Here is a 20,963-nt window from a genome sequence, read left to right as displayed (position 1 = left end):
GCCCTTATTGTTAATCAAAAATTATTTTATACTAAAATTAAACCTTGATCCATGCTATATCTATATTTAGATGATTTTTTCAATAAACAATATCCTTCCTTAGTTATAATAAGACCTAAATACTTCATCTTATTATAAACTTCCTTAGACAATTGAATACTTTTACTTTCTAAAAAACTAAAGTTTCTTTTATAATCCTCTTCAAGTACAATTTTATAGCTAATATTAATTCCCTTAAATACCTTAGCTCGTTGTTTGCTATTGCTTACTATATTTTTATATGGATCAAATCTTAGCAATAAATCTTTACCTGTAAACTCATAAAGATTTATGCCATAGGTGCTTTTAATATCCCTATCCCCCATATTAAACTCATCTTTTATATATTTAACCGTATCTTCATTGCTGTAAAAAAGTTGTAATAACTCTCTTTCCAAAAATAACAGATTATTGTTTTTAATAAACCTTTTTAATATATTCTTACTTATAAGTTCTAACTTTTTATCATATTTCTTTTCCTTATCTTGAAAAATATAAAAAACTTGAAAGTTATTTTTTTTAACTCTATTAAACCTATAAACCATATCCTCTATGGAACAAAAATCACTTATAACATCCTCAAACTCTGATTTAACTTCAAAGGATTGAGTGCATATCCATATATCTCCCTGTGAATTTATAAGTTCTTCATATTTACTTTTTTTATCTTCAAGTTTAAATCTTCCATGTAGTATTCTTATATCTGCATAGGGATAACTCTTTTTTAACTCACCATAAAGTTTATTTATATCCTCTATACTATTTTTTATTATTAAGGTTCTTTTATTATCTTTTAAATTCTCTCTTAAAACTTTCCAAAACTCCTTATTATATAGAACTTTAACTTCACTTTCTTTTGAAAATTCAGTTTTTTCTATATATTCTTCGTGTACCTGTATAAATTTTTCCTTTTCTCCTAAGGATAATTTCAAGTCTAACAACCTTTCTTTATAACTTTCTGGCAATATTGCAGATCTAATATTAAAGTTTACCCTTAAATATTCAACTGAAAATTGCATAAAGTAAATAAGTAAGTTAAATATTTTAGGCTCTAATAAATTTGCATAATCAATTTCTATATTAGTCCCTTCTATAGCCACCAATATTTCTTCATATCCCTGTGTTTTAAACATAATTAGCAGTAATTGATCCACAGTTGATATAATATAATTTCTCATTAAATTTTCGCTAATATTCATATTCCTTAAAGATACTTTAAAATCAGTACAAGAATATAACTCCTCAGCTACACTAATGTTGGTATCACCTTGCAACAAACCTATCTTGCTTGTATTATTTAAGATATAATAACTATAAAGTCCCTCTGCAGAAACCTTATTAGGTATAATTACAAATCTTTTTTCTCCTCTTTTTATAGGTACTGCTACTTCTTCATATAATTCCAACTTCATATACTTAGCATTACTATAATCATCTATTAAATTAAGTAACCCCTTGTATAAGATATACTTTAAGCGTCTATCTTCCATAGACTTATCTATATCATAATCATATTCCTTTAAATTTCTTAAACTAAATCCCTCTTTTAAGTTCTCCATATAGTCATAATCTAGTTTTTCAGCCTCAAAGCTAAAGTCTATTTTCAAAATATAACTTATATACTCTTCTATGCTACTTAAATTATATTTACCCTCATTAAAAATACCGAGCTCTATAAAATTATATATATATTCCTGAACCTTAGTAGTGCTAATTTCTACGTAGTCCTCATACTTTCCATGATGCAGCATTAATACTTTATATATATACTCTATTTCAGTATAACTTAAATCCATTTTCTCTAAAATCATTTTTAAATAAGTTCCTGATAAAACATTATGTCTTATAACATCTTCATCACAATTTCTATTTAGATTTTCTAAATTATGAACTCCATTTTGAGTCTTAGAGTTAATTTTGCCCAAATCATGACAAAGACAACAAATTTTCATAATTAACTTATCTTCCTCTGTATATTTCAAATCATCATATAAATCTTCCAATACACTAAGAACATATTTCATGTGATGAAGTAAACTTTCATTACTTAAATTCTTTATTTCCATGTTACCCCTCAAAATTTTATTTAAAGCCATGTAAAAACTTCTTTACTTTCTCCATTATCATATACATTGACCTTAAGATTTTTAGGATATATTCCTTCTTCACCAATATAAATATAATGACAAAACTCTATTGTCCTATTTTCCTTTATATCCTTTATATCCTTATATTTTCTTGGCAATGCTATTAATGTCCCACTGTTTAGTATTTCTTCATACTTCTCATGTTCTTTTAAATCCACTTTAATGTAACTATTCTTTAGCTTAAGTCTATTTTTAACAGCATCTCTTGTAGAAGCACTAAAGGTCTCTAGCAACTCCACCTCTTCTACAAAGTCACCCTTAGTATAGGGTACTACAAAGTCTTCTTTTCTACCTAAATTCATATACTTTCCTGGGTTCTCTAGACTTCTTTTAACTAATAGATACTCTTCCTCATCATCGCAGGAGAAAAATATACTAAGCTCAACCTCCCTTAAAACTTCATAATTTAAGATGCTATTTTCAGCTTTATAATTTTTATAAAAATCATAGTATTCACCATACTTTAAAAATTTTTCTCTTTCCTTGGAACCTTTTAATTTTCTGTAGTTATCCCAAAAATCCATTTTTTCCCCTCTAGAAAATTCTACAGATTTATTCCTATAAGTTCCTATTACCCCTATATTTATACTAGACTTCCCATCTAGATCACTGCTCAATCTTTTATCACAAAGATACGTGATCATACCTAAGATACTTGTCCTTGTAGGTAAATTCAAGGTACTTATATAGTCATTTTGAAAAACCTTTGGATCTCTATAATGGGCTGAAGGTTGCTTTATTTTAAATCTCAATGCCTTTCTCATCTAGATTCTCTCCCTATTATGTTAAGTACCACATATTATCTTCTTTTATTTCAAGTCTACTTCCTAACTCTTTTATCTTTCTTATAGGATAATCATCTATTTTATAATTGTATTCTCCAAAAATATTTACTCTTTTATCTACAGCAAAAATTACATCTTCTTTTTCTAAATCATAACTTTCTATTGTATCAACAGCTGCAGTTAAATCTATACTATTATCTTCATTATTATAGATAATATCATCCCAGAAAAAAGGAACTACCTTATCAAAAGCTCCACCTATAACAATTAAGGGTTTTAATAAAACTGAAGAATGCTTTATATTTCTTGTAAATATAGTTAAGGCATCTAAGATATCTCGTACTGCCTTTTCTCTTATCTTTTTATTCATATATTTCCTTTCTTCTGGTAATAATAATTTTCCATCTTGAACTTCTATTACTCCTATTCTATCCAATTCTAAAGTTACTGTATAAACGTAATAATCCGCCATAACTTCCTCTACGGCTAAAGCTTGAGTCATAGGAAACTTAGAGTCCCTTAAAATTTCCTTACCACTATTATCATAATAACTTCTTTTAAATTCATTTTCTAAAAAGCCTTTATTAGTGATTAACTGAGTTGTATTTTTATAAGGATTTAGTGATCTAAATGGAATAACCCTTAAAGGTGATACCTTTGTAAGTGATCCCTTACCCTTAGCTGGAACAAAATATCCAAATACATCACTTTCAAGTCCATATTCATCTACACTTTCTATACTCTTACTATGAGCATACAAATTAGTAACTTCACCTTTAGAATTCTTGTTTAATACAATATTGCTTAAAGTCCAACCATAATTTTGATGTAACATCCTTCTCAAATCATATGTGAAGGTTGATACACTTGTCTTAGCATGTATCTTGTTTTTGTATTGTTCCTTTTTTATAGGTGTATAATTACCATAGCCTTGATCATAGGATAAAGGTACAGGACTTTCAGTCAATATGGTAAGAGTTATACACTTTACTCTACTGCTCATTACACTTCCCCCTATTGCATAAGTTCTTGTACAAAAAGGCCTACATTAGTATTTAGTTCAAGTTCACCTTGCTGCATTATACCCTCTACAAAGCCACTTTCTATATGCACTTCATAGGAAGCTAAGGTATGCATTATTGTTTGAAATAAATTATTCTTGTCATTAGATTTCAAAGACTGAATAACCCTAAAAACAAAGTTTCTCTTGCCAGGGTCATCCATTTTACAGGATAGCTCTTTGCCAGCTCTTGAATATATATAATTTTCTTCTTTAAAGCGATTCATTTGATTTTCCCCCTTATCATTTATGATCCATAAGAATTTCATATATGACATAAGGTTGTATAAAGAACTTTTATTATCTATCTCTCTTGAAGCACCTTCTGACTTAATATTAATTAAGTTATCTAAAAGTAACTCTCTAAAAGCTTCAATTGAATCATTATTAACCATATTCTTACCTATTTCTATAATTTTCATAGCATCTCTCGTAAAATTATAATTATCAATGATATCCATAAATTCTATTTTCTTTATTAACTTCTTATAGTCAACTATGGAATTAAATTTAAGTATTACCCCTTTATTAGTATCAATATAAAAATCGTAAATCCTTAAAGCACTAACTTTTTCGTGTAACAATTTAGAGTAAAAAGCCTTATCTGAATATATCTTTCTCTGTAGCATTAGCTTATAGTTTACAAACCAAAGTTCTCTTAAATTATTTACATATGCTAAGGTATTAGGCTTTTCTAAATTTATATAAAGTAAGCACATTAAATTAAGAAATTCACACTCAAAACAAATATTTCCCTCATCATGTCCATTATTTCTGAAGCCTGACTTTTCAGTTCCCCTAAATAGAAAGGTCAATTTGGAATCTATTTTTTTATTTAATGTAATATCCAGCTCTGTTATTTTATTTATATTACATACATTACAAATAATATCTTTTTCTTTAAATTTATTTAAATCTATTTTTTTTACCCCTATATTAGATTTAAAAACTATATTAACTAGTTCTCTAAGATTTTTCTCCATATTTTCCAGTGTAGTATTTAAACCAAACTTAGAACTATTCCTAATATATGGAAATCTCCTATTATTAAATTCCTTCATCAAGTCATATTTTTCTTTTATACTTATATTAGAGTTATCTATATACTTCTCAAAGTTTTCTATACTAAGATCATATAAATCCCCTAACTTATCTTTTAACTTTTCTCTCTTCCCAACTTTAAAAACTTCAAATATTAAGTTATTCAATATATAATCTGCTATTAAGCTAGGTTCTACATAATCAAACTCTAAATAATTTTTATTAAGTTCATAATTTATATCCATACAATTAAGGATTTCTGAGAAATAAATTATTCCAATGTCCCTAACTATATCCCCTGAAAGATAAAATTTAACCTTATAAGTAATATTCATACTTCTTATCTCAACACCTCTACCATGCCTGAATTTTGAGTTCTTCTATACCCTATGCCTGTTTTATATAAAGCATTTAAATCCTCAATATTTCCCTTTAAAGAAAAGGTTCCTGTGTGTGCATTTATATAGTAATATTCTCTTTCTTTAAAATCTCTTATTTTTTCTTTTAAAACCTTTTTCTTAAAATTGAGTGGCATGAATTCTAATTTTTCCTGCAAACCATATCCTCTTATAGTCTTTAAAGTTAAGTCTGCTATATAGTTTAAAGATTCTATATACTCTTTTGAATTGCAATCTAAATATATTCCTTTTTTATTTTTGATAACAATAGGAGACATGGTTTTAAATACAACCTCATTACTTTTTATAAACTTTTCCTTATTTATACTTATACTATTAATTTCAAATTCATATCCTTTAAAGTTAAAACTTTTTAACTTTAAAGCTCCATTGTATAAGTAATAATACATAGAATCATTATAAAAACTTATATTTAAGATAATATCACCCTTAACAATTAAATCCTCGTCACTGTCTACAAAATTTGAAATATATATAGATGAATTTATATCTTTTATTTTTTTATTACTTCTACTCTCTGTGTAAAAAAAAGTTTCCTTAGTAAAATCCTCACTTACCTTATTTAAAATCTCTTTTATAAGTGATACTGCCAACATATTTTTTTCTTTTGGCATTCTATTATTTATACTTTTCATAAAAATTGCTATTCTCGCTATTTTATACACCCCTCTTTAATTATACTCTATAATTTACATTTTCTTCAACGTATTATTTTCAGAATTTTCTACATTTAATATTACTTTATCATAAGTTTCCTATATTTTTAAATCTATATATACATACATTATTCAATATAAAAAACTCATCTATCCTTAAGAAGTATTTCCTCTTGTTAAGTATTTATTTTAATATTTATTGTTAAAAAATGTTGAAATTTTTATTTTATGTTTTCCTATAAAAATTTTTTATTTTTTCTTTACAACTTCATGTTAAGATGATATTGTATATATATAGTATATACAATATGCACTGAATATACAGGAGGTTATTATGGATGTAATCATAAGTAACTCCTCTGGTAAACCAATTTATGAGCAAATAACAACTCAAATAAAAAACTTAATTATAAGCGGAGAATTAAAAGAAGGTGAAATGTTACCTTCAATGCGTGCTCTTGCTAAAGAATTAAGAATCAGTGTTATAACAACAAAACGTGCCTATGAAGACTTGGAGCGTGATGGATTTATTGAAACTGTAACAGGGAAAGGAAGTTTTGTAGCTCAAAGAAACTTAGAGTTTATCCGAGAGGAACATATAAAAATAGCTGAGGAGCATCTACAAGAAGCTGTAGATGTAGCTCTTAAAAGCTCTATTACTTTAGAAGAATTACAAGAAATGCTTATTTTGCTATATGAGGGGGAATAAATATGGAAAATGTTATAGAAGTTAAAGACCTTTGCAAAAACTATAAGGACTTTAAACTAGATAATGTTAGTTTTTCAGTTCCAAAGGGTTCCATAATGGGGCTTATAGGAGCCAATGGAGCTGGAAAAAGTACTACTATTAAGCTACTATTAAACTTACTAAAAAGAAACTCTGGTTCCGTAAAAATTTTCGGTGAGGATATTATTGAAAAGGAGCAAAGAATAAAAGAGGAAATTGGTGTCGTCTTTGATGAAAGTAATTTTCACGATACCCTAAAAACTAAAAATATAGATTCTATAATGAAATCTATTTATAAAAATTGGGATGAAAAACTTTTTTATTCTTATTTAAAAAAGTTTAAATTACCTATTGATAAAACTATAAAAGATTTCTCTCGTGGTATGAAAATGAAACTATCTATAGCAGTAGCATTATCTCACAATCCAAAATTATTAATATTAGATGAAGCTACAAGTGGATTAGACCCTATTGTACGAAATGAAATCTTAGATGTATTTTTAGAATTTATAGAGGATGGTGAACATTCAATTTTACTATCTTCTCATATAACAAGTGACTTAGAAAAAATAGCTGATTACATTACCTTAATTAATGATGGGAAAGTTGTATTTAGTCAATGTAAAGATGATTTAATATATAATTATGGAATACTTAAAGGAAGTAAAAAACATTTAGAGTCTCTAGATAAAGCTGACTTTGTAAGTATCGAAAAAAACTCATTTGGATTTCAAGCCTTATGTTGTGATAAAAAGAGGATAGCTCTAAAATATCCTGAGCTTATGTTAGATACTGCAAATATAGAAGATATAATGATGTTTTTTGTAAGGGGTGAATAATATGTTTGGGCTTATAAAAAAAGATTTCTTATTACTTGCTAAAACTTCTAAAACTTTAATTTTAGTTTTATTATTTATGACATTAATACAACTACCAAGCGGTGAGACTTCTATACTAATTGGTACAATAACTGTTTTATTTGGAACATTAGTAATAACAACTTTTTCTTATGACGATTTGGCAAAATGGCAAAGCTACGAACTTGCTTTACCTATCCCACGTAGCCAAATAGTATTAAGTAAATATATCAGCGCTTGTGTTTTTACTTTAATAGGAGTATTACTTTCTACTTGTGTTACTTTTATTTTTTATATTTTAGATAAGATTCCATCTTTGCAAGAATCCTTAGGTGCTGTAGGCTTAACTGGGTGTATAGTATTCCTCATGGTAAGTGTTGTACTTCCCTTTGTATTTAAGTATGGTGCAGAAAAAGCAAGACTTTTTATGATGCTAATATTTATTCTTCCATGTTTCGGAATTGCTTTTCTTTATAAAAGTAATATTATAACAAAGTTTCAATGGTTTTTTACTACCTTTGTAAACTTACTTCCACTAATAACAATTTCCTTTATTATTATATCTTACTTTATCTCTTTAAAGATTCTTAATTCAAAGGAAATTTAATTGTTAATTTATACATCGAAATTTATACTGCTTTATGTAAAATTAATAAAAATAGCTTATATAAAACCATGCACATGAATTAGTCGTAGGGTAACTATTATAAAGTTCTCATCTTAGTAATTCAAATATGCATGGTTTTAATACTTATAAGTTTTTTCTTAACAGAGATTGTTCAATGTTACTATTTTGCTTCCAAATCTGAACCCATATTTCACTATTCTCCGTAACCCTATAAATATAGTGGATTTTTTTAATACAGTATACATAATAAATGAAGTTATTTAATTAGACATTTACTTTATTTCTCTTCATACTCTTCAAATAAATATCCTGGATTATTTTTAGCAATCTTTCTTAGAATACCCATTAAATATTGATGTTCTTCCTTATCTAAAGGCCCTGTTAATCTCTCTTCCCAAAGGGCTGAAACATTTAAAATCTCTTCCTTTTTATCTATAGCTTTCTTAGTTAGATATATATGATACTTTCGTTTATCATTTTCATTTAGTACCCTTTTTACATATCCTGATTCTTCAAGTTTCATTATAGCTCTTGTAGTTGTAGCCTTATCAACAGACATTTTCTCCGTTAATTCATCATGACTTAATCCATCTTTTAGATATAGTTGTATTAAAAATTGATATTGTCCCGCTCCAATATCATACTCCTTATATTTTTTACATAAAAAGCTATTACCCATTCTATAAAAGTGAGAAATATACCTACCTATAGACTCATTATCATACAGCTTCATTGAAGTCCTCCAATTCCTTATATAATGTATTGTGCCTAATATAAATTTTCTCCAAGAAAACCCTTATTATTTAAATCCTTCTCTCTATTATACCCTAAATAACTTCTTCAACAACGCTTTCTTCTTCAATTCCTTTTTTACTTTCGTCTTTCCCTAAAGCCTTAATCTCTAAAAAAATAATAATACCTGATATTATTACAGCTATAGTGTCTGCTACTGGTCCTGCTAACCATACACCCTTTAATTCATAAATCATAGGTAATATTATAAATGCAGGTATTAGTATTAGAACCTGTCTTGATAATCCTATTATCATAGATTTTTTAGGTTTTCCTATTGCTTGATAATAATTAGATGCCGTCATTTGAATACCTATAAGAGGTAGTGCAAATAAATACACCCTTATACCTTCTACAGCAATTCTAGTAAGCTCAGAATCATTATTAAACATACCTATTGCTTTTTGCGGAAATAATTGAATAAATACAGAACTCAACAATAATATTACAGTACATGATAATAAACCATATATATATGTCTTTTTTACTCTGTCATATTTTTTCGCACCATAATTATACCCTATAATAGGTTGTGCTCCTTGATTCAATCCAAAAATAGGCATGATAAATATTGAACATACTGAAGTAATAACAGCCATAGCCCCTATAGCTAAATCTCCTCCATGAGTCATTAAAGCTTTATTAGCTACAACCTGTACAGCACTTCCAGCTACTTGCATACAAAATGGTGCTGATCCTATCATTAAAATCTTTTTTACTATACTTGAATCTAATTTGAAGTTTGAACTTTGAAGTTTTATAATTGATTTCTTACCCTTTGTAAAATAGTAAATTACCCAACAACCTGCTATAAATTGAGAAATTACAGTAGCATAAGCAGCACCTTTAATTCCTAATTTAAATACAAATATAAAAATAGGATCTAGCACTATATTGATTATAGCTCCTATTATCATAGTAAACATAGCAACTTGAGGACTTCCATCTGAGTTTATTGAATGGTTTAACCCAAAGGCACATAAATTACATATAGTACCTATCATTAAAGGTCTAATATACGCCAAAGCAAAAGGAATTGTTTGCTCACTTCCACCGAAGAAAGCTAGAATAGAATGTGCAAATATATTTCCAAATATAGCTACTAATATACTAGCAATTATTATACATATAAAACCATTGCCTAAATACTTACTAGCTAAATCCTTTCTTTTTTGTCCAAGAACTATTGAAATGCTTGCTGATGTACCTATCCCAACTAACATACCTATTCCCGTTATTATAGATGTTACTGGCATAGTTATACCTACTCCTGTAATAGCAAGTCCGCCAATATCAGGTATATTGCCTATGTACATTCTATCAACTACATTATATAGCATGTTAACTACCATACCTATAATAGCTGGAATAGAAAATTTCACAAGTAATTTACCTATGCTCATCGTCCCTAATTCTTCTTGATCTTTACTTACTGCCGCCAATGACATCCCCTCCATAATTAAAATTGTTGCAAAAGCAACGAAGAGTATTATATAAAAAATTCATTGCTATTGCAACATTTTTTTCACTAAAAATAAAAGTAGGAAACTTTTGTAAATTTCCTACTTTTATTTTTAATCATTTTTAAAAATTAATCACTTTATTTGGTTTTATTTTGCATAAATTGCATTTGCATAATTACTCAGCTTTATCAAATTGAGAATTATATAAATTAGCATAAAATCCCTTAGCTTTTAATAGCTCTTCGTGATTTCCTTGCTCTATTATATCCCCATTGTTCATTACAAGAATTAAATCAGCATCACGAATTGTTGATAATCTATGTGCTATTACAAAGCTTGTTCTACCTTCCATAAGATTATCCATAGCCTTTTGTATTAGCACTTCTGTTCTTGTATCAACTGAACTAGTTGCTTCATCTAGTATTAATATCTTAGGATCTGCTAAAATAGCACGAGCTATTGTTAATAATTGCTTTTGTCCTTGAGATACGTTACTAGCTTCTTCATTTAATTCCATATTATATCCATCAGGTAAGGTTTTTACAAAGTGGTGAACATGCGCTGCTTTAGCTGCCTCTATTACCTCTTCATCTGTAGCACCTAATTTACCATATCTTATATTTTCCATAATAGGTCCATTAAATAACCAAGTATCTTGAAGTACCATACCAAACATATCTCTAAGCTCTGTTCTATTAAACTGTTTTATATCATGTCCATCAATCAATATAGATCCACTATTGACATCATAAAATCTCATTAATAGTTTAACTATTGTTGTTTTACCAGCACCAGTTGGTCCTACAATAGCAACCTTTTGTCCAGGCTTAATAGAGGCTGTGAAGTCATTTATAATTGTTTTATCTTTGTTATATCCGAAATTAACATTTTTAAAACTTACGCTACCTTCTAATCCTTTAATTGAAACTTTACTATTTTCAACTTGATCCTCTTCTTCTTCATCTAAGAATTCAAATACTCTTTCTGCTGCAGCTGCTGTAGATTGCATTAAGTTAGCAATTTGTGCAGCTTGAGCTATAGGTTGAGAGAAGCTTCTTACATATTGTATGAAAGATTGAATATTACCAACAGTAATTCTTCCATTAATAGCAAGCCATCCCCCCATAATAGATACCATAACATATCCTATATTACCTATAAAAGTCATTATAGGCATCATCATTCCTGATAAGAATTGTGACTTCCAAGCTGAAGCATATAAATTACTATTTAATTTATTAAATTCATTAATTGCATCTTCTTCACCATTAAAAGCTTTTACTATATTGTGTCCACTGTAAATCTCTTCTACATGTCCATTTACATGTCCTAAATATTCTTGTTGTGACTTAAAGTGCCTTTGTGATTTTTTTACAACTAAAGATATAGAAATCATTGATATTGGCAATGTCAACACTGCTACAAATGTCATAGATAAACTTATACGTATCATCATAATAAGTACACCAATAACAGTTGTAATGGATGTTATTACCTGCGTCATACTTTGATTTAAGTTTTGACTTACAGTATCTACGTCGTTTGTAACCCTTGATAAAACTTCACCATGAGTCTTAGTGTCAAAATACTTAAGTGGCATTCTATTAATCTTATGTGAAATTTCTTTTCTAAGATTATATGAAACCTTTTGAGATACACCACTCATTATAAAACTTTGAACAAAGGAAAATGTAGCACTTATTACATAAAGGCATAATAAAAATACTAGTAATCTTCCTATTGAAGTAAAATCAATTCCAGCACCCTCTGCTCCAGATATTTTTCCAACTAATCCATCAAATATTTCTGTTGTTGCATCACCTAGTATAGTTGGTCCAACTATATTAAAAGCTGCACTTCCGATTGCAAAAATAACAACAAGTAATATAGATATTCTAAAAGGTTTTAAATAAGCTAAAAGATTTTTCATAGTTCCCTTAAAATCTTTTGCCTTTTCTCCCCCTACCATAGGGCCTCCCATAGGACCACGTCCACCGCCAAATCCTTTTTTCATTTGATTTCTTTTTTCGTTACTCATTGGCTAGCTCCTCCTTTGAAAGTTGTGATAAAGCTATTTGCTTATAAACTTCACAGTTTTTTAGAAGCTCTTTATGATTTCCAATTCCCACAACTTTACCTTCATCAAGTACTATAATTTGCTCTGCATTTAAAATAGTACTTATTCTTTGAGCAACTATTAAAACTGTACTTTCACTAGTTTCATGTTTTAAAGCTTTACGTAAAGTTGCATCAGTTTTAAAATCTAATGCTGAAAAACTATCATCAAAAATATATATATCAGGATTTTTTGCAATGGCTCTAGCAATAGATAATCTTTGCTTTTGACCTCCAGATACATTGGTACCACCTTGAGATATTTCTGTATTAAACCCCTCAGGTTTTGAATCAATAAATTCAGTTGCTTGAGCTATCTCTGCTGCTTTTACAATAGTCTCATGTGAAGTATCTTCTTTACCATACTTTAAATTTGACTCTATAGTACCTGAGAATAAAACTCCTTTTTGTGGTACATAACCAATTTTTTCTCTTAATGTATATTGTGAAACATTTTTTATATTTACTCCATCTATTAATATTTCACCTTGTGTTACATCATAAAAACGCGGTATTAAATTAATTAAAGTAGATTTACCACTACCAGTACTTCCTATAAATGCAGTTGTTTCCCTTGGTTTTGCAGTAAATGAAATATTATTTAATACATCCTCTTCCGCATTTGGATATCTAAAACTTACATCCTTAAACTCAATATAACCTTTTTTATCATTTTTAAAGCTTTCTAATTTATCGCTATCTTTAACAGTAAGATCTGTTGTTAAAATTTCATCTATACGTGTTGCTGATACAGAAGCTCTTGGCAACATAATAGATACCATAGAAATCATTAAGAATGACATTATAATCTGCATTGTATATTGAATGAATGCCATCATATCTCCTACCTGCATTGCTCCAGAATCAACACTATGTGAACCGTTCCAAACAATAAGAATAGTAATAGCATTCATTATAAGCATCATAGCTGGCATCATACAAGACATAATTCTATTTACAAAAAGATTTGTCTTAGTTAAATCTACATTAGCTTTATCAAATCTTTTCTCTTCATGTTTTTGAGTACTAAAAGCACGTATAACTAATATACCTGTTAAAATCTCACGAGTTACTAAGTTTACTTTATCTACAAGCTTTTGTACAATTTTAAATTTGGGCATAACTATTGCAAATAAAAGCAATACTAATGATAAAATAGCTAATACAGCCACTCCTATAATCCAAGCCATAGATGTATTAGTGTTAAGTACTTTTATTACACCACCTACCCCTAAAATAGGAGCATAAAATACAACTCTAAGCAACATTACCATTAACATTTGAATTTGTTGAATATCATTAGTACTACGAGTAATTAATGAAGCTGTTGAGAACTTGTCCATCTCAGCATTAGAAAAATCCATAACCTTATTAAATACTTTTCCTCTAAGATCCCTTCCTAAAGAAGCCGCAACCCTAGCACCTAAAAATCCAACTGCTACAGTAGCAATCATGCTTATTAAGGCTACTCCTAACATTTTAGCACCAGATACTAAAATATATTTATTTTGCTTACTGTTCATATCTATTCCAATATTAGTATATTCTTTTTTCACATATGATGTAGCACTCTGTGTAACTATACTATCTGGCATTTCATTAAATTTAGAATTCATTTCTTCTGTTATTTTATCTAACTGCTCTCTTGGCATCATAGAAAATATCTTTATTACATCTCCATTAGCACTAGCAACTAATTGAGGTGGCATATTTTCAAGGATATTTTCTTGCATTTTCTTCGACTTTTCATCATCACCACTTAAACCACTAAATATAAGTGTAGGCTTTCCTAAAATTCCATTTAATTCATCTAATTTTTCTTTATTATCTTCTATATTCAATTTATACAGTGATTCATTTTCTAATGCAGGATAACTTTTCTTATAGTTATCAAAATCCTCCTGAGAAAGTGACTCTTTATCTAATAATGTATAACTTTCTAAAACTTTATCTTTATCCTCTTCACTCATAAATAAAGTAATACCATCTAAAGAGTTCTTTCTTATTATCTTTGGAACAGCATCTTCTACTCCACTTTGCTGTATACCTATATTTACAATTTTAGATGTAAAGTCCGGTAATGATAAATCGCAAGTAGCTTGTACAACTAAAAGTATAACTATAGCTAAAATAGATATTACCGATTTTTTTAAGTATCTAATTATCTTAAACATCCTCTTTTCTCCTTATGCTTGTTTAGTTTATTCTTCGAAAGGGCATTTTACCTTTTCTCCATTACATATAGTTTGCAAGTTGTCTCTTACTTGCATTAGTAGCCTTCTTAATATTATCTTTTCTTCTTCTGTAAAATTTCTAAAACATTCTTCCTCTATTTCCTTATGAATAACGATTAAGTTCTTACAAACCTCTTTTCCCTTATCAGTTATAAATATCCTAGAAACTCTTTGATCCTTTTCATCTTGTTTTCTCTCAAGGAGCTCATTTTTTTCCATACGTTTTATCATTACAGCAATAGTAGCAGGTTTTACCCCCATTTTTTCTGCCAATTCCTTTTGACTTCTTCCATTCTTTTTATATAATAAATATAACAATGGCGGTTGTCCTGGATATACTCCTGTTTTTTCTAAAAGAGAGTGTGTTCTTAAAAAATGTAATCTCATTACTTGAGAAAAAACTCCCTGTAAAGTACCATCAAACTCCTTATCCATATCTTGCTCCTTTCTATAAACTTATCCTTAAATTCCAATTAAGTTAGTCGGCTAACTATTATATTAATCCATAATACACCGTAAATCAATATTTGGTGTGTTATTTAATATAGTGTTAACATAAATTTAATTAGTCGGCTAATTTATTTTATTTTGAATTTTCTGCCATATTAATGTCTTTTATTTGCTCTTTTATTGTACATAACTAAAGCTTATTTTGCTTGAATATATTTTTTCTGTTATATCCTTACTTAATTTCAAAGTGCTACTTTCTACAAAAATCATACTAACAACTTGCCATAATAAAACCGTAGCTACAATATTAAGCAGTTCCTGTATAATTTTTGTCTCATTTGTTTTACTTAGTAAAACCCATAAAACTAAAGCGGCAGCTGCTATTGCAAGATATTTTAATATTCTTATTCCTGCTGCCTTTGTTTTTCTTTTTTTAAAAGTTATTTTTCTTTCATAATAATTTTCAAAGGCTTTTTTAATTTTTTCTTCTTCCTTCTCAGATTTAATAATTTGAGGCAAAACAAAATTAATTTCTAACTCTTCATTCCAAGGTATTTCTTCATACACCTCCTTTATAAAATCATGAATATCTGTATTTAACTTTCTATACTCTTTAGGTCTAAAATCTAAGTCATCATAAAGTTTCTCATAAGTTTGAATTTTTATTGGAATTATATATCTTCCTTCTTTACTTCTTATATAGTAGTCCTTCATATTACACATACCTTTTTTTATTTTAATTTAATATATTTAAAATTTACCTACACCTATTATTTTGCACCTTTTTTTACTAAATATTTATTTTAATATTCCTTTACTTAAAAATACTTTTTTAAATATGATTTAATTTTAAAATTTATCATAATTTATCTTTACTTTTATAAAAACAATAAATATATTATTAAATCCTCTTACCCTTATATAGAAAATATACTGTATATTTTAACATTTGATGTTTTAATATTAATTTCAAGATCTTGCTATCAAAAGAAAATATGGTGAAAACTTTAAATATAATTCCCATTCTCATCCCTTTTTTATATATTTATCGAAATTTTCTATATTTTTTGTAAATTTATTTTATTTTTCTATAAATAAAGTATTGTGTTATTTATTAGGATGGTATACAATTATTTCTATAAATTATTATTAAAGTATTTTAAGTTATTTTATTAAATTAATTTTAATATTTTATATTTATGTTATTTAATGCGATTATTCTATTTGTTTTAAAGTGTATTTTCTTAATTACAAAACTTTTAACTAATTTTTCTAGACACACCGTAGATTACTCCATGATATTTAATTTAAATTATATATAAGTTAATATTACAACTTATTATATGGAATAATTTTTTTCATGGTACTTTATGTTAAAATTTACTATTACATATTTTAAAATTAAATTATGAATAATAAGCTATAAGATTTTACTTATAAAATAATTAAATTTTATAGACTTTGTCCATTGATTTCTAAATTTTTATTTAGTAGTACTCTTAAGTACTATGTTAGATTTTCAATGTTCATATAACTTTAAAATGGATTTTAACTTTTAGGAGGGAACTATTAATGAAAAGCAAAAAAATTCTTGCTACAATTTTAGCAGTATCAGTAATTTCTACTTCTGCTTTAGTTGGATGCGGCGACAAAAATGATAGCTCTAAGGGGGGAAATGGATCAGGTAGCGGTGAAAAAGATAAAACACAATATCTAAACTTATTTGGTGGTGAGCCACAAATAATTGATCCAACCTTAGCTGGTATAACAACTACATGGCAAGCTTTAGCTCCTATTAATGAGGGTTTAACAAGAGTTGAAGGTGCTGAAGAACCTGGTGGACTTGATAAAATAAAACCTGGTGTTGCTGAAACTTGGGAAGCTAATGATGATTCAACTGAATTCACATTTAAATTAAGAAAAGATGCTAAGTGGCAAGATGGAACTCCTGTAACGGCAAATGACTTTGTATATTCACTTAGAAGAGTTTGTGACCCAAGGGCTGCTTCTGAGTATTCATCATTTGTGGCACCAATTATAAAAGGTGCCAAAGAAGCTACTGCATTAACTGGACAAGCAGATGCAACTATTGATGCAGCACTAGAAAACCTTGGTGTAAAAGCTGTTGATGACTATACGTTAAAATTTGAATTAGCAAAACCTATACCATATTTCTTACAACTTTCTTACTTCCCAACCTTCAGACCTGTTCAAAAGGCTGCTATCGATAAGTTTAATGGTAAATATGGTACTGAAGCCGAAATGACAATGTCAAATGGCCCATACATTTTGAGTGAATGGAAACATAACGGTGTATTAGTATATGAGAAGAACCCTAATTATTGGGATAAAGATAATGTATTTGTTGAGAAAATCACAAAAACTATAGTTGGAGATACTAACTCTGCAATGCAAGCTTTATATAATGGCGAAGTTGATAGAGGAGATGTAAGTGATCCTGAATGGGTTAAAAAGTTTGATTCTTCAGATAAATTCAACATCGAAAAAACTCCTGGATATAACGTTGAATCCCTAGTGTTTAACCTTAAGGAAGGTAGACCTACAAGCAATATCAAAATAAGAAAAGCTCTTGCTGCTGGATTTGATAGAAAACAATATTCTCAAGATATAAATAATGGAAATAGTATTGCTGGTTTTGAATTTGTTCCTGATAATGTATCTATAGATAAAAAAAGTTTCCAAGAAAGACTTGGTACTCCTAAGTATGTACAAAAATTAATTGATGAGGTTACAGATCCTAAAGCTTTATTAATAGAAGGTATGAAAGAAGCTGGTTTAGGTGATGATCCATCTAAATTAAAGATTTCTATTAATACAAGAGGAGATAATGCTTACTGTAAAAAGCAAGGTGAATGGTTCCAAAATAAATGGAAATCAAATTTAGGAATCAACCTTGAGGTTATATCAAATCAATATCAAATAATGTATGAAAACATGGAAAATGGTGACTTTGATATAGCAATAGGTGGTTGGTCAGCTGACTTTGATGATCCATCAAACTTTTTAGATATCTATTGTTCTGACGGTTTATATTCATATTTAAATTGGAATAATAAAGAGTATGATAAAGCTATAAAAGATTCTGATTCTGAATTAGATCCTCAAAAGAGAGCTGAATTATTAGGTAAAGCTGAAAAACTTCTTACTTATGATGATGTTTTAGTAAGCCCTTTTGAGCACTCTTTATATAAAATGTATACAGCTAAATATGTTAAAAACTACAGAGTTCCAGGTTTAGCAAGTTACTGTATGGACTATAAAGGTGTTTATACTTCTGGTAGATAATAAGCTTATATTAAATAAAATTTTATGATGCCTTACTTTATATAAATCACAGACTTAAGAAATTCATAAAGTTTACTTTTACAGCCAACTATAAATTCAACTATAAATAAAAAAACCTTGCCTAATTAGATAATTTTGTCTAGTTAGTGCATGGTTTTTTATTTATAGTACTAAAAGAAATCCTTAAAACTATTTTATGTAATGATTTAAAGATTCATCATATTTTTTATGCTTTTTTAACAAATTCAGATTTTAGTTGCATAGCACCAAAACCATCTATTTTACAGTCTATGTTATGATCTCCTTCAACAAGACGTATATTTTTTACTTTTGTTCCCTTTTTTATAGAAGAAGAACATCCTTTTACCTTAAGATCCTTTATTACAGTTACAGAATCCCCATCACTTAATATATTTCCATTGGAATCCTTAACTATTAGTTCATCTTCATTATTTTCTACTCCACTATCATTCATAGTCCACTCATGAGCACATTCTGGACAAATTAAAAGACTTCCATCTTCATATGTATATTCTGAGTTACATTTTGGGCATTTTGGTAAACTTGACATAAAATCATCTCCTCAATTCTTATTCTTAATATATATCTCATAAGTTTATAATTATATATAACTTATAAAGCATAAGTAATACTTATACCTTTAAATACAGTTCTTATATATTATCATATTCCTTATAGCTTTACAAATCTTTAGTTTTACTTTTTATAGGAGCGAGTTTTGCTGAAGCTAATGCCGCTATTGGTATAGATAAAATAAGAGCTATTCCCCCAGATAAGCCTTGAATTATTTCTATTACTATTAAGTCAATATTAATCAACTGCATATAAGGTATATTATACATAAAGTAAATAATCAATACATTTATACTACTCCCCGTAAAGGCTAATATAAGTGTATTAGTCATTGTTCCCATAACATCTTTTCCTATATTCATTCCTGAATTAAATAATTGTGAACTACTTAAATTATTATTTACTTCGTATACTTCAAATACTGAAGATGTTATAGATATTGTAGTATCCATTATAGCCCCTAAAGAGGATATTAAAATTCCTGAAAACAACAATTCTTTTACTTTCAGAGATGTATTAGCCGCCACAAATAATAAATCCTGAGCTTCTGGTGTGTTATAAGTTGAAATATTATTTATTGCCCCAAAGATATATGCAATTACCCCTGCTATAATTGTACATAAAATGCAACTTAAACATGCCACGACAGTCTTCTTGCTTAAACCATTTAAAGCTATCATAGTTACAGCTGTTGATAATACCACTATTATAATAGATGCAACTATTGGGTTAACCCCCTTTATTATAAGTGGTATAAATAAAAATATTATACTAATCATTGTAAACCCTAAGGAAAGTAAAGACTTAACTCCTTTCAACTTTCCAAGTATCATTACAATAACCATAAAAATACCTAATAATATATATAGTGATACTTCCCTATTATAATTTGCAATTACCGTAGTTCTAAAATCATCGTAAGTAGATAGTATGTACTTGCTTCCAAGCTTTGCTGGCTTATTATCAACTCGTGAAATAAAATTATTAGCTGTAACTATCTTACCCTTATTTTCTCCACTTAATATTAAAAACTCTAATTGTTGTTTTCCTATATTTATGTATTGAAAATCCGGATCCGGTCCTAGCTCCTCTGATATTATCTCTGTAACTTCAGCCTTTGCATATTTAATATTTTCCGGCGCATCCTCTGGCTTATTATATTTCAAATTCGAATTAAGCCCATATAAGAATATAAAAAATCCTATTATAAAAATAGTCCATATTATTGTTCCACCCTTATTTTTTAATATTTCATTCTTAAGTTTTTTCATTTTTCTTCTCCCCTTAATAATAAGATAGGTATAATTCCTCTATATATAATTTTACTTTTTCTTTCATAAGTTCTTATTAAAGCAATGTTAAGTTATGTTAAAGCTTATAAAAGCCCCTCTTAAATCCTTTGCTATATTAAACTTTTTTATAAAGTTCATAATAAGATTTAAAGTTTATTTATTCCCTACATTAAAAAGAAATCTCTAATACTATTAAGTCATTTAAATCATAAAAAAACAGGCTGTGATAACAAAAATTTTTTCTCAATATATCCTGCTTACTAAAAACAGATATATTCTTATTACTCTTCTTTGTATCACAACCTGAACTTTAATCTTTTATTTTATGTTATATTTTAATTTATAAGTTTAATTTTTT

17 protein-coding genes are annotated in these 20,963 nt (G+C 27.9%); 4 read left to right on the top strand and 13 right to left on the bottom strand.

Going from position 1 to position 20,963, the window contains the following annotated elements; all coding sequences use genetic code 11:
• Positions 1 to 26 precede the first annotated feature (26 nt).
• The 5 genes from BUA48_RS06335 to cas6 are packed head-to-tail and all read right to left on the bottom strand — an operon-like array spanning position 27 to position 6,156.
• Positions 27 to 2,105, bottom strand: a complete 2,079-nt coding sequence (locus BUA48_RS06335) for a CRISPR-associated endonuclease Cas3'' (RefSeq protein WP_178138953.1) — start codon at positions 2,103 to 2,105, stop codon at positions 27 to 29.
• Positions 2,106 to 2,125: 20 nt separating this feature from the next.
• Entirely contained in the window at positions 2,126 to 2,950 is an 825-nt protein-coding gene (cas5, locus tag BUA48_RS06330; RefSeq protein ID WP_072831199.1) for a CRISPR-associated protein Cas5, read from the bottom strand.
• 16 nt (positions 2,951 to 2,966) lie between these two features.
• A complete protein-coding gene (locus tag BUA48_RS06325; protein ID WP_072831198.1) occupies positions 2,967 to 3,974 on the bottom strand; it encodes a DevR family CRISPR-associated autoregulator in 1,008 nt (335 codons plus the stop codon).
• A gap of 11 nt (positions 3,975 to 3,985) precedes the next feature.
• The gene (locus BUA48_RS06320) at positions 3,986 to 5,407 is read right to left on the bottom strand and encodes a hypothetical protein (protein ID WP_072831197.1); all 1,422 of its coding nucleotides are present in this window, start codon (positions 5,405 to 5,407) and stop codon (positions 3,986 to 3,988) included.
• A gap of 5 nt (positions 5,408 to 5,412) precedes the next feature.
• Positions 5,413 to 6,156, bottom strand: a complete 744-nt coding sequence (gene cas6, locus BUA48_RS06315) for a CRISPR-associated endoribonuclease Cas6 (RefSeq protein WP_242944308.1) — start codon at positions 6,154 to 6,156, stop codon at positions 5,413 to 5,415.
• 325 nt (positions 6,157 to 6,481) lie between these two features.
• Between cas6 and BUA48_RS06310 the strand changes: the two genes are divergently transcribed.
• The 3 genes from BUA48_RS06310 to BUA48_RS06300 are packed head-to-tail and all read left to right on the top strand — an operon-like array spanning position 6,482 to position 8,338.
• On the top strand, positions 6,482 to 6,856 hold the full coding sequence (locus tag BUA48_RS06310) for a GntR family transcriptional regulator (RefSeq protein WP_072831195.1): 375 nt from the start codon (positions 6,482 to 6,484) through the stop codon (positions 6,854 to 6,856).
• Between the two features lie 2 nt (positions 6,857 to 6,858).
• Entirely contained in the window at positions 6,859 to 7,713 is an 855-nt protein-coding gene (locus BUA48_RS06305) for an ABC transporter ATP-binding protein (protein ID WP_072831194.1), read from the top strand.
• A 1-nt stretch (position 7,714) separates the two neighbouring features.
• On the top strand, positions 7,715 to 8,338 hold the full coding sequence (locus BUA48_RS06300) for an ABC-2 transporter permease (protein ID WP_072831193.1): 624 nt from the start codon (positions 7,715 to 7,717) through the stop codon (positions 8,336 to 8,338).
• Positions 8,339 to 8,636: 298 nt separating this feature from the next.
• Here BUA48_RS06300 and BUA48_RS06295 read toward each other — a convergent pair whose 3' ends face one another.
• The 6 genes from BUA48_RS06295 to BUA48_RS06270 form a co-directional block, all read right to left on the bottom strand.
• Positions 8,637 to 9,092, bottom strand: coding sequence for a MarR family winged helix-turn-helix transcriptional regulator (locus tag BUA48_RS06295; protein WP_072831192.1), 456 nt, complete (start codon positions 9,090 to 9,092; stop codon positions 8,637 to 8,639).
• A 94-nt stretch (positions 9,093 to 9,186) separates the two neighbouring features.
• Positions 9,187 to 10,554 carry an MATE family efflux transporter gene (locus tag BUA48_RS06290; protein WP_242944312.1) on the bottom strand — a complete coding sequence of 456 codons (1,368 nt, stop codon included), beginning with the start codon at positions 10,552 to 10,554 and terminating at the stop codon, positions 9,187 to 9,189.
• Between the two features lie 235 nt (positions 10,555 to 10,789).
• Positions 10,790 to 12,652, bottom strand: a complete 1,863-nt coding sequence (locus BUA48_RS06285) for an ABC transporter ATP-binding protein (RefSeq protein ID WP_072831190.1) — start codon at positions 12,650 to 12,652, stop codon at positions 10,790 to 10,792.
• Entirely contained in the window at positions 12,645 to 14,903 is a 2,259-nt protein-coding gene (locus tag BUA48_RS06280; RefSeq protein WP_072831188.1) for an ABC transporter ATP-binding protein, read from the bottom strand. Before BUA48_RS06280 ends, BUA48_RS06285 begins: the two co-directional genes overlap by 8 nt.
• A gap of 27 nt (positions 14,904 to 14,930) precedes the next feature.
• Entirely contained in the window at positions 14,931 to 15,398 is a 468-nt protein-coding gene (locus BUA48_RS06275) for a MarR family winged helix-turn-helix transcriptional regulator (RefSeq protein ID WP_072831186.1), read from the bottom strand.
• Between the two features lie 192 nt (positions 15,399 to 15,590).
• A complete protein-coding gene (locus BUA48_RS06270; protein WP_072831184.1) occupies positions 15,591 to 16,127 on the bottom strand; it encodes a hypothetical protein in 537 nt (178 codons plus the stop codon).
• Positions 16,128 to 16,985: 858 nt separating this feature from the next.
• Here BUA48_RS06270 and BUA48_RS06265 point away from each other — a divergent pair.
• A complete protein-coding gene (locus tag BUA48_RS06265) occupies positions 16,986 to 18,719 on the top strand; it encodes a peptide ABC transporter substrate-binding protein (RefSeq protein WP_072831182.1) in 1,734 nt (577 codons plus the stop codon).
• Between the two features lie 226 nt (positions 18,720 to 18,945).
• Here the strand turns inward: BUA48_RS06265 and BUA48_RS06260 are convergent, their stop codons facing one another.
• Positions 18,946 to 19,290 (bottom strand): zinc ribbon domain-containing protein YjdM, encoded by a 345-nt coding sequence (locus tag BUA48_RS06260; RefSeq protein ID WP_072831180.1) that lies wholly within the window; start codon positions 19,288 to 19,290, stop codon positions 18,946 to 18,948.
• 130 nt (positions 19,291 to 19,420) lie between these two features.
• Positions 19,421 to 20,584, bottom strand: coding sequence for a YibE/F family protein (locus tag BUA48_RS06255; RefSeq protein ID WP_084666118.1), 1,164 nt, complete (start codon positions 20,582 to 20,584; stop codon positions 19,421 to 19,423).
• Positions 20,585 to 20,963: the final 379 nt, after the last annotated feature.

It is taken from the genome of Clostridium collagenovorans DSM 3089 (genome assembly GCF_900130005.1).
Taxonomy (GTDB): domain Bacteria; phylum Bacillota; class Clostridia; order Clostridiales; family Clostridiaceae; genus Clostridium_D; species Clostridium_D collagenovorans.
The sequence above is the reverse complement of the archived record's forward strand: the minus strand, read 5'-3'. Positions and strand labels throughout refer to the sequence as shown.

What these genes read in the sequence shown, in the direction of transcription:
- BUA48_RS06260 (WP_072831180.1), bottom strand. Translation starts at nt 19,290, where the DNA reads ATGTCAAGTTTACCAAAATGCCCAAAATGTAACTCAGAATATACATAT.
- BUA48_RS06285 (WP_072831190.1), bottom strand. Translation starts at nt 12,652, where the DNA reads ATGAGTAACGAAAAAAGAAATCAAATGAAAAAAGGATTTGGCGGTGGA.
- BUA48_RS06310 (WP_072831195.1), top strand. Translation starts at nt 6,482, where the DNA reads ATGGATGTAATCATAAGTAACTCCTCTGGTAAACCAATTTATGAGCAA.
- BUA48_RS06290 (WP_242944312.1), bottom strand. Translation starts at nt 10,554, where the DNA reads ATGAGCATAGGTAAATTACTTGTGAAATTTTCTATTCCAGCTATTATA.
- BUA48_RS06335 (WP_178138953.1), bottom strand. Translation starts at nt 2,105, where the DNA reads ATGGAAATAAAGAATTTAAGTAATGAAAGTTTACTTCATCACATGAAA.
- BUA48_RS06320 (WP_072831197.1), bottom strand. Translation starts at nt 5,407, where the DNA reads ATGAATATTACTTATAAGGTTAAATTTTATCTTTCAGGGGATATAGTT.
- BUA48_RS06255 (WP_084666118.1), bottom strand. Translation starts at nt 20,584, where the DNA reads ATGAAAAAACTTAAGAATGAAATATTAAAAAATAAGGGTGGAACAATA.
- BUA48_RS06270 (WP_072831184.1), bottom strand. Translation starts at nt 16,127, where the DNA reads ATGAAGGACTACTATATAAGAAGTAAAGAAGGAAGATATATAATTCCA.
- BUA48_RS06265 (WP_072831182.1), top strand. Translation starts at nt 16,986, where the DNA reads ATGAAAAGCAAAAAAATTCTTGCTACAATTTTAGCAGTATCAGTAATT.
- BUA48_RS06275 (WP_072831186.1), bottom strand. Translation starts at nt 15,398, where the DNA reads ATGGATAAGGAGTTTGATGGTACTTTACAGGGAGTTTTTTCTCAAGTA.
- BUA48_RS06295 (WP_072831192.1), bottom strand. Translation starts at nt 9,092, where the DNA reads ATGAAGCTGTATGATAATGAGTCTATAGGTAGGTATATTTCTCACTTT.
- BUA48_RS06300 (WP_072831193.1), top strand. Translation starts at nt 7,715, where the DNA reads ATGTTTGGGCTTATAAAAAAAGATTTCTTATTACTTGCTAAAACTTCT.
- cas5 (WP_072831199.1), bottom strand. Translation starts at nt 2,950, where the DNA reads ATGAGAAAGGCATTGAGATTTAAAATAAAGCAACCTTCAGCCCATTAT.
- BUA48_RS06325 (WP_072831198.1), bottom strand. Translation starts at nt 3,974, where the DNA reads ATGAGCAGTAGAGTAAAGTGTATAACTCTTACCATATTGACTGAAAGT.
- BUA48_RS06305 (WP_072831194.1), top strand. Translation starts at nt 6,859, where the DNA reads ATGGAAAATGTTATAGAAGTTAAAGACCTTTGCAAAAACTATAAGGAC.
- BUA48_RS06280 (WP_072831188.1), bottom strand. Translation starts at nt 14,903, where the DNA reads ATGTTTAAGATAATTAGATACTTAAAAAAATCGGTAATATCTATTTTA.